General features: G+C 29.4%; 19 protein-coding genes. 6 read left to right on the top strand and 13 right to left on the bottom strand.

Annotated elements, in window-relative coordinates:
- Window positions 1–180: 180 nt before the first annotated feature.
- The 8 genes from rpsI to LJD32_RS12990 all read right to left on the bottom strand — a co-directional run bounded on the left by rpsI (window position 181) and on the right by LJD32_RS12990 (window position 4,097).
- Window positions 181–573 carry a 30S ribosomal protein S9 gene (rpsI, locus tag LJD32_RS13025; RefSeq protein WP_022002675.1) on the bottom strand — a complete coding sequence of 131 codons (393 nt, stop codon included), beginning with the start codon at window positions 571–573 and terminating at the stop codon, window positions 181–183.
- A gap of 11 nt (window positions 574–584) precedes the next feature.
- The gene (gene rplM, locus LJD32_RS13020; RefSeq protein WP_022002676.1) at window positions 585–1,022 is read right to left on the bottom strand and encodes a 50S ribosomal protein L13; all 438 of its coding nucleotides are present in this window, start codon (window positions 1,020–1,022) and stop codon (window positions 585–587) included.
- A 138-nt stretch (window positions 1,023–1,160) separates the two neighbouring features.
- Window positions 1,161–1,349 (bottom strand): PspC domain-containing protein, encoded by a 189-nt coding sequence (locus tag LJD32_RS13015; protein WP_022002677.1) that lies wholly within the window; start codon window positions 1,347–1,349, stop codon window positions 1,161–1,163.
- Window positions 1,350–1,351: 2 nt separating this feature from the next.
- Window positions 1,352–2,110 (bottom strand): DUF4097 family beta strand repeat-containing protein, encoded by a 759-nt coding sequence (locus LJD32_RS13010; RefSeq protein ID WP_175301505.1) that lies wholly within the window; start codon window positions 2,108–2,110, stop codon window positions 1,352–1,354.
- A gap of 1 nt (window position 2,111) precedes the next feature.
- On the bottom strand, window positions 2,112–2,711 hold the full coding sequence (locus LJD32_RS13005) for a DUF1700 domain-containing protein (protein WP_022002679.1): 600 nt from the start codon (window positions 2,709–2,711) through the stop codon (window positions 2,112–2,114).
- Window positions 2,704–3,030, bottom strand: coding sequence for a PadR family transcriptional regulator (locus tag LJD32_RS13000; protein WP_022002680.1), 327 nt, complete (start codon window positions 3,028–3,030; stop codon window positions 2,704–2,706). Before LJD32_RS13000 ends, LJD32_RS13005 begins: the two co-directional genes overlap by 8 nt.
- Before the next feature lie 94 nt (window positions 3,031–3,124).
- Window positions 3,125–3,856, bottom strand: a complete 732-nt coding sequence (locus tag LJD32_RS12995; protein ID WP_032090820.1) for an alpha/beta hydrolase family protein — start codon at window positions 3,854–3,856, stop codon at window positions 3,125–3,127.
- 1 nt (window position 3,857) lies between these two features.
- Window positions 3,858–4,097: a hypothetical protein gene (locus LJD32_RS12990; RefSeq protein ID WP_032090821.1), complete on the bottom strand. Its 240-nt coding sequence runs from the start codon at window positions 4,095–4,097 to the stop codon at window positions 3,858–3,860.
- A 190-nt stretch (window positions 4,098–4,287) separates the two neighbouring features.
- Between LJD32_RS12990 and LJD32_RS12985 the strand changes: the two genes are divergently transcribed.
- Window positions 4,288–4,521 (top strand): helix-turn-helix domain-containing protein, encoded by a 234-nt coding sequence (locus LJD32_RS12985; protein ID WP_022002683.1) that lies wholly within the window; start codon window positions 4,288–4,290, stop codon window positions 4,519–4,521.
- A 14-nt stretch (window positions 4,522–4,535) separates the two neighbouring features.
- Here the strand turns inward: LJD32_RS12985 and thrB are convergent, their stop codons facing one another.
- Complete coding sequence (gene thrB, locus LJD32_RS12980) at window positions 4,536–5,429, bottom strand: homoserine kinase (RefSeq protein WP_147580897.1); 894 nt, start codon at window positions 5,427–5,429, stop codon at window positions 4,536–4,538.
- A 3-nt stretch (window positions 5,430–5,432) separates the two neighbouring features.
- Window positions 5,433–6,917 carry a threonine synthase gene (gene thrC, locus LJD32_RS12975; protein WP_227392591.1) on the bottom strand — a complete coding sequence of 495 codons (1,485 nt, stop codon included), beginning with the start codon at window positions 6,915–6,917 and terminating at the stop codon, window positions 5,433–5,435.
- Window positions 6,918–7,206: 289 nt separating this feature from the next.
- Here thrC and LJD32_RS12970 point away from each other — a divergent pair, with 289 nt between their 5' ends.
- A complete protein-coding gene (locus tag LJD32_RS12970) occupies window positions 7,207–8,361 on the top strand; it encodes a homoserine dehydrogenase (protein WP_032090824.1) in 1,155 nt (384 codons plus the stop codon).
- Between the two features lie 13 nt (window positions 8,362–8,374).
- Complete coding sequence (locus LJD32_RS12965; protein ID WP_032090825.1) at window positions 8,375–9,412, top strand: aspartate-semialdehyde dehydrogenase; 1,038 nt, start codon at window positions 8,375–8,377, stop codon at window positions 9,410–9,412.
- A 29-nt stretch (window positions 9,413–9,441) separates the two neighbouring features.
- Here the strand turns inward: LJD32_RS12965 and LJD32_RS12960 are convergent, their stop codons facing one another.
- From LJD32_RS12960 to LJD32_RS12950, 3 genes are all read right to left on the bottom strand, one after another.
- On the bottom strand, window positions 9,442–9,999 hold the full coding sequence (locus LJD32_RS12960; protein WP_227392590.1) for a sugar O-acetyltransferase: 558 nt from the start codon (window positions 9,997–9,999) through the stop codon (window positions 9,442–9,444).
- Window positions 9,992–10,456 carry an RbsD/FucU domain-containing protein gene (locus LJD32_RS12955; RefSeq protein ID WP_175301500.1) on the bottom strand — a complete coding sequence of 155 codons (465 nt, stop codon included), beginning with the start codon at window positions 10,454–10,456 and terminating at the stop codon, window positions 9,992–9,994. Before LJD32_RS12955 ends, LJD32_RS12960 begins: the two co-directional genes overlap by 8 nt.
- Before the next feature lie 74 nt (window positions 10,457–10,530).
- Window positions 10,531–11,490 (bottom strand): ROK family protein, encoded by a 960-nt coding sequence (locus LJD32_RS12950; protein ID WP_227392589.1) that lies wholly within the window; start codon window positions 11,488–11,490, stop codon window positions 10,531–10,533.
- Window positions 11,491–11,602: 112 nt separating this feature from the next.
- Here LJD32_RS12950 and LJD32_RS12945 point away from each other — a divergent pair, with 112 nt between their 5' ends.
- The 3 genes from LJD32_RS12945 to LJD32_RS12935 are packed head-to-tail and all read left to right on the top strand — an operon-like array spanning window position 11,603 to window position 13,476.
- Window positions 11,603–11,974: a GntR family transcriptional regulator gene (locus LJD32_RS12945; protein WP_227392588.1), complete on the top strand. Its 372-nt coding sequence runs from the start codon at window positions 11,603–11,605 to the stop codon at window positions 11,972–11,974.
- Between the two features lies 1 nt (window position 11,975).
- Window positions 11,976–12,812 (top strand): ABC transporter ATP-binding protein, encoded by an 837-nt coding sequence (locus tag LJD32_RS12940; protein ID WP_227392587.1) that lies wholly within the window; start codon window positions 11,976–11,978, stop codon window positions 12,810–12,812.
- A gap of 1 nt (window position 12,813) precedes the next feature.
- Window positions 12,814–13,476, top strand: coding sequence for an ABC-2 transporter permease (locus tag LJD32_RS12935; protein WP_227392586.1), 663 nt, complete (start codon window positions 12,814–12,816; stop codon window positions 13,474–13,476).
- Window positions 13,477–13,569 lie beyond the last annotated feature (93 nt).

Raw genomic sequence — 13,569 nt, 5'->3', positions numbered from 1 at the left:
CTTACCTTTTCGTTTTGATGCAATGCTTTCTAACTTGCAATCAAATTATAGCATTACATATTTTAATATGCAAGTTCATTTCAAAACACAATAACCATTGCACTCATTTCCATTTTACAAAAAAACCCAAATCGAAATATCGATTTGAGCTTTTTGAATTTCTCTGAATAAACGTATAAATTAACGTTTTGAGAATTGTGGAGCACGACGTGCTTTTTTAAGACCATATTTTTTACGTTCTTTAACACGTGAATCACGAGTTAAGAATCCTGCAGCTTTTAATGTTGGTCTGTAATCGTCACCAGCTTGTAATAAAGCTCTAGCAACACCATGACGGATTGCACCAGCTTGTCCTGAGTACCCTCCACCATAAACATTAACAGTTACATCAAATTTGTCTTTAGTGTTTGTTAATTCTAATGGTTGATTAACGATCATGTTTAATACGTCTGATGCTAAATATTCTCTAGCTTCTTTTCCATTAATAACGAAGTTTCCTGTACCTGGTGTTAAGATAACACGTGCTACAGAAGATTTTCTTCTACCTGTTCCTCTATATTGTACGTTTGCCATTATCTTTCACCTTACCCTTTCACTTTCATTTCTACTGGATTTTGTGCTGCATGAGGATGTTTATCACCAGCATAAACAAATAATTTCATTCCTTGTTTTCTACCTAAAGTGTTATGTGGTAACATACCTTTAACTGCTGCTTCAACAAATCCTGTTGGATTTTGTTCTAAGAATTGTTTAGCTGTCTTAACTTTAAGACCACCTAACCATCCTGAGTGACGGTAATATTTAGTGTTTTCTAATTTTTTACCTGTCATAACTACTTTGTCAGCATTGATAATGATTACATAATCACCAGTATCAACATGTGGTGTGTAAGTAGGTTTATTTTTCCCTCTTAACACTGTAGCAACTTCTGAAGCTAAACGACCTAATGTTTGTCCAGCTGCGTCAACTACATACCATTTTCTTTCGATTGTGGCAGCATTTGCCATTGTTGTTTGTCTCATCTTTTTCTTTTCTCCTTTGTTTATCCTTACCGGGGACTTTAAAAGGTTTTTGCCTATGAAACCTTTTTAATTATATGAAATCACAATATCAATGTCAATAAAATAATGCGACAAAATCGAATATTTTTTATTCTAAAACTATCTTGGATCTACAGGTATAATACACGCTGCAACAACATAGGCAAGAAGTCCTGTTCCTGCATATAAACAAAGCAAACCACAAGCAAGTCTTACAAGTGTTGGATCTACATCAAAATATTCTCCAAGTCCTCCGCATACCCCTGCTAATACCTTATCTTTAGTTGAACGATATAACTTTTTATTCATTATTATTCCCCCTTAAAATGAATTGTTACATTTCCCATATCTGTATCGATATCAATATTTTTATTTCCTATAACTTGACTTGCATCACTTACATGAACAGAACTCATACTACCATCTTTTGTCACTTTATATTGATCTCTTGTATCTGCCATCACTAAAGATACATTTCCCATATCATTTTCTAAATCTAAGTTATACGTATCTAAATTAGAAATTTCTAAATCACCCATATCATTAGAAATATCCGCATTTTCTTTAACAAGTAAATGTTTGATTGTTACTTTACTTGTATCACTTTCCATTTCTAATTGATTGCATTGTAAATCTTCAATTGTAACCTTTGAGGCATCAATATCTAAATCAATGTGATTAAATTGAATATTTCTTGGAATATATAAAGTAAGTTTGCTTGTTTCTTTTTTATGAGTTACACCCGTAAAAGAAATATCTGCAACTTGTCCATTATATTTAAAATCATAATCTTTATTAACATGACTTCCTTCTACTTTAATTGTATTTCCATCATAATAAACGATTTTACCATTTAATGCTGATAATTCTAAATCAAGGTTACAATGAGCATCAACACCTAATTCCAAATTAACATCTTTTGCTTTACCAAAAGATTTAAATTTAACATAATTCGTTACTTTTTGTGCTTCATCAGGTAATTGATCTAAGCCATTCATCAAAACACCACCAACGCATAAAGCAAGACCAAGAATTAATGTTACAAGTGCAATACATTTATAAATTTTCATATTAACCCACCACCTTATTATAAATATCTTTACCTAAATCAATGAGTGCTCTAAATGCTTGTGGTAAATATTTAAAAATACTGACTGTCATTAAAGAAGTTAAATAACTTAAAGAAAATAATAATAAACCAACACCTAAACAAATAAGACCACCAGCAATTAAACCATCCATAAACATTTTAATAGCAACAACAACTAAAGCAACTAAAGCACATAACAATCCAAATGTACCAAATATACCGATACATACAATTGAAAGAAATAAACCAAACGCTGCTACTACTAAACCACCAACACCACCAATTGTTGGTAAAATAAGTAAAACTAATAAAACAACAATGATTCCTCTTAATATACGTGTATTTCTTTCATTATAATGATGAATTACTTCTTCATTTTCTTGCTCATTTATATCAAGTCCCTCTTTAATTGTTTGTGCAACTTTTTCAGGTGTTCCTAATTCATCTATAACTTCTTGTTCATGTTCACTTCCTGCATCTTCAAAGTAATCACGATAATAATTAAGTGCTTCATCTCTTTCTATTGAATCTATATCTTGTAATAATTTTTCCAATTCATCTAAAAATTGTTCCTTATTCATTATTATCCCCTCCTTTTAATAATGAATTAATTTTTTCTGTATAACTTATCCATTCATTTCTATACATCTCTAATTTATTCTTTCCATTATCTGTAATTCTATAATATCTTCGATTTCTACCATCAATTTGTTTATCATATGTCTCTAAACAATCATCTTTTTGTAATCTTCTAAGGACAGGATAGAGTGTCGATTCTGAAACATCGATTCCTTTTCTCACATCTTGGGTAATTTTATAACCATACGTTCCCTCTTCTTTTTTAGCGACAACACTTAAAACAATGGCGTCTAACAAAGCAGCCCCTGTATTAAATATCATATTTGCCCTCCTATTCTTTTTACAATAATATTATATAACGTATAGTATTATATTACAACGAATTTGTTGATAAAAAAATAATGTGCTAAACACATTATTCAAAAAACTCTAAAGTTAATTTTAAAACTTGTTTAATATCAGATAGTTTATCAAAATTATGATTGCCATCTTCTATCGAAACAAACTTTGTTCCTTTATGAAATAATTTCATGTATTTGTTACTGATTTCATAAGGAACTGTTGTATCTTTTGTTCCATGAATCACAAGTAAATCATTTTGATAAGTATCTAATTCTTGATAAAAATCTCTTTTTAAAATATCTTCTACAAAATCATCTGATATTTCATACCCACCATGATCATAAGTTTTCGCTCTTTCAACTTGTCCTGTTAAATAATGAAGCGCATCTGGTAAATTAAAAGCTGGCGCCCATAAAACCATTTTTTTAATTACATCTGGATAAAGCTTAGCAAGTTCACTAGCAATAGCGCCACCCATTGAATGACCTAAAACATAGATTTCTGTACAATTTTCCATTTTTAAACATTCTTCTAAAATCACTCTGGCACAAGAAAGTTCATCTTGAAAAGTCATATCCACAAAATTCCCATCACTTTCTCCACTTCCTAAAAAATCAAAGCGAAAAGAAGCAATTCCTTTAGCTTCTAACATACGTGATAATTGTACATAAGAAAACTTTGTTCCCGTTTTTTGTCCTGTAAAACCATGGAAAATCAAACAAACTGGATGTTTGTCTTGATTAGGTTTATGAAAAAATCCTCTAAGTGTTCCTTTAGGTGTAGGAATTTCACAATAATGTTGCATTTTAAATACCCTCATGTGCTTTCTTGATTCTTCGAATACCACCCATTGTGACATATTGTTTTGTAATATCTATAATATTTTCTTTTTTAAAATCTCCACCTATAAAAAGACACGTATCCATAATTTCATTTGTTACAATTGTAAGCATTTCATCAGATAATTCCTCTGGTATTTCATTTCTTACAATTTCTTTACACTCATCTATATATTTAGTTTTATCAATTTCTGTAATACCTTCCATATTAATACCTCCATGTATTTTTCATTATAACAAATAATATGTCTAAATGATGAATTTATCAAAAAAAGACCAAATTGTTCCATTACAACAATTCTAATTAATCTTTCCATATAATGAAAATAAGAACATTCCATACTCTATTGATACTATGATTATAGCGTGTTAGTAGAGAAATAAAGAAAGGTAAAAAATGACTAAAAAGAAGAAATATATTTATATTAATTTAAAAAATACCAGGGAGGATAAAGATTTAAAACAAAAAGACATAGCTAAATTGATCCATGTATCTCCGCGTACATACTCTCACTATGAGAATAACGAAAGAGAAATGTCCCTCGATACTTGGAAATTACTTTCTAAACTTTTAGAAAAAAGTATTGATTATCTAAGCATTATTGAAGAAAAAAAGAAAGATAAGGAGTAAAATCTCCTTATCCCTTATTCATAATCACAAGTATAACCTTTATGATCTAATTCTAATTTAATAACTTCCCAATCATTTAATAATGATCCAAGTTCTTCTTTTAAACGAACAACACCCATTTTATCTTCTTCACGAATAACTGCCATTAAAGTAGGTCCTGCCCCTGATAAATAACATCCTAAAACATTTTCATCGTTTTCTAAAACATTCATAATTTCATCATAATTATGAATCAACTTACCACGATAAGGTTGATGTAAACGATCTTTAAATCCTAATTTTAAACCATCATCATAACCATTAATCAAAGAAGCAACGACAAGAGCTAAATGGGAAACATTTTTGATGGCATCTTGACGACCTAATGTTTGTGGTAACACTTTACGTGATTCTTCAGTAGATAAAGTAAATGGTGGAATTAAAGCTACAAAACGGTATTCATGTTTTACAGGAATATTTAATGTAAGCACTTGTTCTTCTTCCATGACTGAAACTGTTAAACCACCAAAAATAGCTGGTGCAACGTTGTCTGGATGTCCTTCAATCTTTGTCGCAAGTTCAAGAATTTCTTGACGATCATCTGTTTTGTCTTTAAAAGCAAAAGCTCCAACGATTCCTGCGACAATACATGTTGAACTACTTCCAAGACCTCTTGTATAAGGAACTTGACTTTCACAATGAATATTGACACCTTTAAAATCTAAACCACAGCTTTGAGCTGCTTGGCTAAAAGCTTGATATGTTAAGTTTTCTTCATTACAAAATTGTGTTGGACAACCTGTAATATTTAATCCACCTTCATTTAATTCAAAAGTAAAGGTATTATATAAAGTTAACGCTAATCCAGCAACGTCAAATCCTGGTCCTAAATTGGCACTTGTTGCTGGTACTTTGACTTTGACTTTCATTCTTTAAAGTCCTTCCATTTCTGATTTAATAAAATTAATAATTTCTGTTTTATCAATATGTGTTTTATGTAGCACTTCTCTATCCTTAATTCCAACTAATGGTTTAGGTACTGCTACACCTGTTTTTTCATTTAATTTTTCAATTGCATCATAAACATTTAATTCTTCATTGAATAATGCTTTATAAACAGATTCAGGGAATTTATATGGTGAAGCTGTTGAAAGTAAGATTGTTTTAGTTTGATCTCCAGTTTCCTTTTGATATTGTTTTAATACACCATAACCACATGCTGTATGTGTATCTAAAACATAACCATTATCTTCATAACAATCTTTAATTGTTTTTAAAACTTCTTCTTCATTTAAATATCCTGCTTTAAATTGATCTTGAATACGTGCAAATGTTTCATCATCAACTTCATAAATACCATCTGCTTTTAATTTTTCTATGTATTCTTTAACCTTATCACCATCTTTTCCAGACATATACCATACAAGTCTTTCTAAGTTACTTGATACTAAAATATCCATTGCTGGTGCATTTGTTTTAAAGAATTCCCTATTAGCATCATATTTACCTGTTGTAAAGAAATCAGTTAAAATATTATTCTTATTAGATGCGGCAATAAATTTATTAACAGGAAGACCCATATTTTTTGCAAACCATCCTGCTAAACAGTTTCCAAAGTTTCCACTAGGTACACAGAAGTTTACTTGATCTCCCATTTCAATTTCTTTATTTCTTACAAGTTCAAAATAACTATGGAAATAATAAACGATTTGTGGAATCAAACGTCCTACATTAATTGAGTTAGCTGAAGATAAGAAAACATGATGTTGATCACTTACTTCTTTTAACATTTTATCTCCAAACGCTACTTTTACAGCACTTTGAGCATCATCAAAGTTACCATGAATTCCAACTACTTTAACATTTTTTCCTTCTTGAGAAACCATTTGTTGTTGTTGAATCGCACTTACTCCATCTAATGGATAAAATACTTTAATACATGTTCCTTCAACATCTTTAAATCCTTCTAAAGCAGCTTTACCAGTATCACCACTTGTTGCTGCTAAAATCATGACTTCACGATCTTCTTTTAATTGTTTTAAAGATAAAGTCATTAAATGTGGTAATAAAGATAATGCCATATCTTTAAAAGCAGCGGTTTGTCCATGGAATAATTCAGCTACATAAACATCTCCTGCTTTTTTTACAGGAACAACAATTTCTGGAAATAAACCTTTTCCATATGCATTTAAACATGCTTGATGGATAAGTTCTTTACCATCTTCAGGAACAAAAGTTGAAATCACCTCTGTTGCTAAATCCACATAATTTAATTGAACTAATTTATTTAAATCTAATTTTTGAAAATCAAAATTAGGAACTAACAATCCCCCATCATCACCAATTCCTTGTACAATTGCTTGATAGAAATTGATTTGATCTTGATGATTACGCGTACTTACATATGTCTTATTCATCGCTATATCCTCCAATAATTGAATTTATTATATTGAATATTGTATACAAAGTCAACAATCCAAGATTTTATTATTAATATAATATAAGGAAAGAAACTATGAGAAAAAATTGACTACTGTATACAATCATGCTATTATATCAAAAAAGTAAAGAAAGTGAGGCTTAACTATGATAACCATTAAAACTATTATTGATGCATTTAAAAAATAAAGCTCAAGAATAATGGTTTGTTTATGTTAAGTTTTCAATAGACCATTTGGTCTATTTTTTATTATAAGGGGGACTATCATGAAAATAGGTGTTATTGGACTTGGTACTGTAGGATATGGGGTCATTGAAATTCTTACAAATGAAAAAACACGTTTAGAAAAAGAAATGAAACAAGAAATTGTTGTTAAATACGGGTGTGGTCTTGAAGAAGTAGACTTACCTAAGGGAATTATTTATACAAAAGATTATCATGATGTTATTAATGATGAGGAAATTGATGTCGTTGTTGAACTTATTGGGGGAACAACAATTGCGAAAAACATTATCTTAGAAGCATTAAATAACAAAAAACATGTAGTTACAGCTAATAAAGCTTTATTAGCTCATTATGGAAAAGAAATTTTCCAAACTGCTAAAGCAAATGATGTACATATTTTCTATGAAGCTTCTGTAGGAGGAGGTATTCCTGTTCTAGCAAGTCAAAAAGAAAGTTTGATTGCAAATAATACCAAAGAAATTGTTGGTATTTTAAATGGAACAACCAACTTTATTTTAACTTTAATGGAAAATGAAAATCTTGATTTTGATGAAGCATTATCAATTGCAGATGGTTTAGGATACGTTGAAGCTAATCCAGCTTTAGACTTAGATGGAATTGATGCTGCTCATAAAATTTGTATTTTAGCACAAAATGGTTATCAAAAATTTGTTGACTTTGATCAAATTCAAGCTAGTGGTATCCGTAATGTCTCTAAATTAGATATGGATTACGCTAAAAAATTAGGTTATCGTTTTAAAATGATTGCTCAAGCAAAACCTGTTAAAGATGGTTTAGGAATTGATGTTTCAGCAACACTTGTAAACCTAAATGAACTTGTAGCCAATGTTATGGATTCTTACAACGTTGTTGAAATCGATAACGATTATGTTAATAACATTATTTATTATGGTCGTGGTGCTGGACGTTATGTCACTGCTTCAGCTGTTGTCAGTGATATCATGAAAACACACCAAGTAGAAAGATGGTCACATGATTATGAAGATTGTAAACATGTTTACCCTATTTCTTCTTCACGCTATTATGTAAGAGCATCTAAACCTGTAGATATTCCTTATGAAACATACTATAGTGAAAAAGATGATCATATTTATATAACAGAAGAAATTGAATTAGCTGATTTAAAAAATAAATTAAATGATGAAAATGCTGTTATTTTCAAAGTAAGAGGATAAGGAGATTATAAAAATGAAAAAATTTAAAATTGCTATTGTTGGTGCTACTGGTGCCGTTGGTCGTGAAATGTTAAGATGTGTTTTCCAATTTAACTTTCCTTTTGAAAGTATTAAATTATTAGCTTCTGCAAGAAGTGCTGGAAAAGAAATCGAATTTGAAGGACATAAATTTGTTGTTGAAGAATTAACTGAAAATAGTTTTGAAGGTGTAGAAGTTGCTTTCTGGTCTGCTGGTGGAAGTATTTCAGAAAAATATATGAAATATGCCGTAGAAGCTGGATGTGTCAATATTGATAATACTTCACATTTTAGAATGGATCCTAATGTTCCTTTAGTTGTTCCTGAAGTAAATGGTGAAGCCTTAAAAGACCATCATGGAATTATTTCTTGTCCAAACTGTACAACAATTATGATGTGTAGTGCTCTTACAAGATTAAATGATGAATTTGATATTGAAAGAATCGTTGTTTCTACTTACCAAGCTGTATCTGGTGCTGGTGTTGCTGGTATGGAAGAACTTTATCGTCAAAGCCAAGAAGTTTTAGATGGTAAAGAACCTGTTGCTAAAACATTACCTTGTGCTGGTGATAAAAAACATTTTCCAATTGCTTTCAACTGTATTCCTCAAGTAGATAAATTTGATTTATCAAATGGATATAGTAAAGAAGAAATGAAAATGGTAAATGAAACTAAAAAAATCTTCAATAAAGATATTGAAGTCAATGCAACTTGTGTACGTGTTCCTGTTTTACGTGGACATAGTGAATCAATCTATATTGAAACTAAAAAACCAATCGATATGGATAAAGTTTTTGAATTATTAGGAAATAGTACTGGTATTGATTTATGCGATGATTTAGCTAATCAAGTTTATCCAATGCCAACAAGCTTTATCGGTGATGAATTAACTCACGTTGGACGTGTAAGAAAAGATTTATATAAAGATAATGCTTTAAGTTTATGGATTACAGGTGACCAATTAATGAAAGGTGCTGCTTATAACTCTGTAGACATCGGATTAAAAATGATTGAATTAGGTTTATTAAAATAAAAGGTAATGACCTCCATTGGAGGTCATTTTTATTGTTCAATTGTTTTAATAACTTTTGCTGGAACACCTGCAATTAAACTATTTGTTGGCATATCTTTGGTCACCACTGCTCCCGCTGCAATCACACACCCCGCACCAATTGTAACTCCTGGCATCACAGAAACATTAGCTCCAAACCAACAATTATCTCCTATCTTGATTGGTAAGGCTTTTTCTAATCCTTGATTTCTATTTGTATAATCTAAAGGATGATTTGCTGTATAAAAGCCACATGAAGGACCAATAAAAACATTGTCACCTATTTCAATAGTTGCTCCATCCATAAAATAGTTATTAATGTTCACAAAAACATTCTTTCCTAACTTAATATTTTTTCCATAATCCGCTGTAAAAGGACTTAATAAAACTAAATCATCTGGAAAATATCCCAAAATATTTTCAATTACTTCATTTCTTTTTTCATCACTTGGTTTCAGTTGATTTAATGCAAAACATAAATCTTGGCATATAAGTCTTTGATCTATGAGTTCATGATCATTATTGGCATCATACCATAAACCAGCTTTCATCTTTTCTTTTTCAGTCATGTTTTAATCCTTCCTTTAACCATTCCATAGGAATATCATCACTTGGATATCCTGCAATTAAAATTGCTTGAGCATGTACACCATAATCTCCCGTTTGTACCACCGCTTTACAACGATCTCTCATTTGATAATATTCAGGAATATAATGCATGACATGTATATTCTCTTTCCCAAATAATTTTTCAACGGTTTGATAATCCTTTTGATTTAATTCTAACATATCTTCTGTCACAATAGCACCTTCAAAATCACCACATTCTTTTAATGTTGTGAAAATATCATGAAAACTTGGTGATCCTGTTACTGCTTCTAAATCAATATATTGCACACTTGAATCTAGTGGATAGATTGCTTTAGGACTTGTACCACTTCCTGCATCTGCAATAAAAATCATTTCTCCATGTCTTATTTGTGCTACAAGTGCTGCAAGTTCTTTATTGAGTATTCTTCTTTTCATATTTTTCATCCCCCTTTGTTTATATATTAAAAGTCTTTTAATAAACAGTCAATATAAAAGAAGATTTTTATCTTCTATAATTGAATTCTTTGAATAATTTGACCTTCTAATCCTTGAAAATAATAATCTTCACAATTCTCTTGATATTTTAAAGAAGGCATAAAATGGTTAGGAACATAATTTAAACATCCTTTTTGAATAGCATCTAAATCATCTTCTTTTATATTTTCTCCTGTTAAAATAAGTAAATGAGGATTATACATCACAATTGTGGTCGCAACCACTTGAATAATCTTTTCAAGCGAATTATCAAATTCTCTTTTCTTTAAAAAATCAAATAAGGGTAAATATGCAATTTCTCCAGCAATTCCATTATTTCCATCAATTAATTGATTATCTAAAATCATGCCACAACCTGGACCCGAATCCTTTGGGAAAGTAAGAAAACAAACATTTTGATGATGTATTTGATTATATCCATAAGCAATACATTTAATATCATTCATCAAAATAATTTCTTTTTGAATCTTCTTATCAAAAGGGAATCCTTTTAATGAAGCAATATCTGATTCAATAACTTGATTATTTGAAATAATGGCTGGTAATCCTAAAGAAATATATTGAAGAGATTTGTCTTCTTCAATAATTTGATTTAAACATTCAACAATATCTTCCCCTACTAATTCCTTTTTCTTTATTTCTTTAGATTCAATTAATTCACCCAAAGCATTTTTTAAACAATAAATAATAGAACAACAATCATATTCCTTTTTGACAAACATCATGCACTTATGATAATAACCTGGATTTAATTTATATTGATGTGTAGGGCGTCCTTTTTCAACATAAATAAGTTCATTTTCCACAATAATCCCTCTTGATAAAAAATCATTTAAGATAGTTCCTATTGTCATAATAGAAACATTTGTTTTTTGTGCTATTTCCTTTTTAGTTCCCCTTTTTTCATTTATAAAATAATCAAATACTTTTTGATCATTAATAACTCTTAATTTTCCTGTTCCTTTTCTTTCCATACACTTCACCTTGTTTTTATCATCTTAACATAAAAACAAATGATAAAAAAGGGAAGTGTTGACAAACTGTTTTATGCTGTTATATACTGTTTATAGATGAAGGAGGAACTATATGCGCATAATTATTAATCACTCATCTATGATTCCAATTTATGAACAAATTGTCGATCAGATAAAGAAACAAATCAATAACCACACTTTAAAAGAAAATGATGCTTTACCTTCTGTAAGAAGTCTTGCTAAAGAATTACAAATCAGTGCTCTTACCGTAAAAAAAGCCTATGACTTTTTAGAAAACGAAGGTCTTACTAAAACGATTCATGGTAAAGGAACTTTTATTCTTGCTGTTAATGAAGAAACACTTCTAGAAGAAGTACGAAAAGAGATAGAAGATTATTTAGAAAAAGCCATTCAAAAAGGAAAACAAGCTGGTGTGAGTTATGAAGAAATTAAAGAAATGCTAGAACTATTAATGGAGGAGTAATATGTTAAAAGTTAATCATATTCAAAAAACTTATTCACATTTTCATTTAGATTGTTCATTAGAAATACAACCCGGTTCCATTACTGGAATAATAGGAAAAAATGGTTCAGGAAAAACTACACTTTTTAAAGCCATTTTAAATCTCATTCATATCGATTCTGGTGATATTATACTTTTAGATAAAGATTATAAAGATGTTGATAAAAATAAAATTGGTTGTACACTAGCTAATATTTCTTTATGTGAATATCTTAAATTAAAAGATTTAATAAATCTTTTAAATAACACCTATAAAGATTTTGATTTAGATTACTTTCTACAAAAATGTAAACAATATCAATTTCCTTTAGATAAAAAAATCAATGAATTCTCTACCGGTATGAAAGCAAAACTCAATGTTTTAATTGCCTTATCACATCATGCCTCATTTCTTATTCTCGACGAACCAACAAATGGTTTAGATGTTCTTGCTCGAGAAGAAATCATTGACTTAATTCGAGAATTTATGGAGGAAGATGAAAACCGTTCAGTTTTAATTAGTTCTCATATTTCTTCTGATTTAGAAGGTCTATGTGATGATATTTATATGATTGATGATGGCAAGTTTATATTCCATGAAACAACGGATTGTTTATTAGATCAATATGGTTTATTAAAATTAACAGAAGAACAATTTAATCAAGTAGATCATAATTACTTTATAAAGACGAGAAAAGAAAATTATGGTTATACTGCTTTAACGAATCAAAAACAATTCTATCAAGAAAACTATCCAGAAATTATTATTGAAAAGAATAATTTTGATACTTTATTTTCTATGATGTTAAGGGGTGAATAAGATGAAAGGACTATTTATTAAAGATTTTTCATATATCAAAGAAAGCAAATTACTCTTTCTCATTCTTGTTTTATTTGGTTTTGGCTCTTCTTATTTCTATAAGAAACCCACCTTTGTTTTAGGTTATTTCAGTGTATTTCCAGGTATCATTTTAATGAGTACAATTAGTTATGATAGTATCAATCATGGCTTTACATCTTTATTTACTTTGCCTATAAAAAAAGAAGATTATCTTAAACAAAAATATAGATTAGGTATTTTATTAGGATTACTTTTTCTATTCTTTGCGATTTGTATTTCAAGTATAGGTTACTATCGTATTCAACAATCATTTCATTTTCTAAATAGTGATTTTCTACAAGGTTGCCTACTAACACTTATGTTTTCTTATTTTGTGATTGCGATCATAACTCCTGTAGGAGTCTACTTTGAAGCTCAAAGAAGTCAACTTGCAATGATCATTGTTTTTGGTGGTATCTTCTTATTTGTAGCTCTAATTTATTTTCTTACAAAATTCATTGGTTTTGATTTAGAAACAATTATTGATTCACTTATAGAAAATCATTTATCTATTACAACACTTTCAACTGTTATATTCACATTCATCTGTAATATAATTTCTTATCACATTAGTTTAAAACTTTTAAACAAAAAAGAATATTAAAAAATGCTCTGTTCAAATGAACATGAGCATTTCTTTTATTATAAATCACAAATACCTTTACCTTCTCCATAAACATCATACCAATCACTATTG

It is taken from the genome of Faecalibacillus sp. TM498 (assembly GCF_020589955.1).
Taxonomy (GTDB): domain Bacteria; phylum Bacillota_I; class Bacilli_A; order Erysipelotrichales; family Coprobacillaceae; genus Faecalibacillus; species Faecalibacillus intestinalis.
This window is presented reverse-complemented; position numbering and strand designations above follow the sequence as displayed.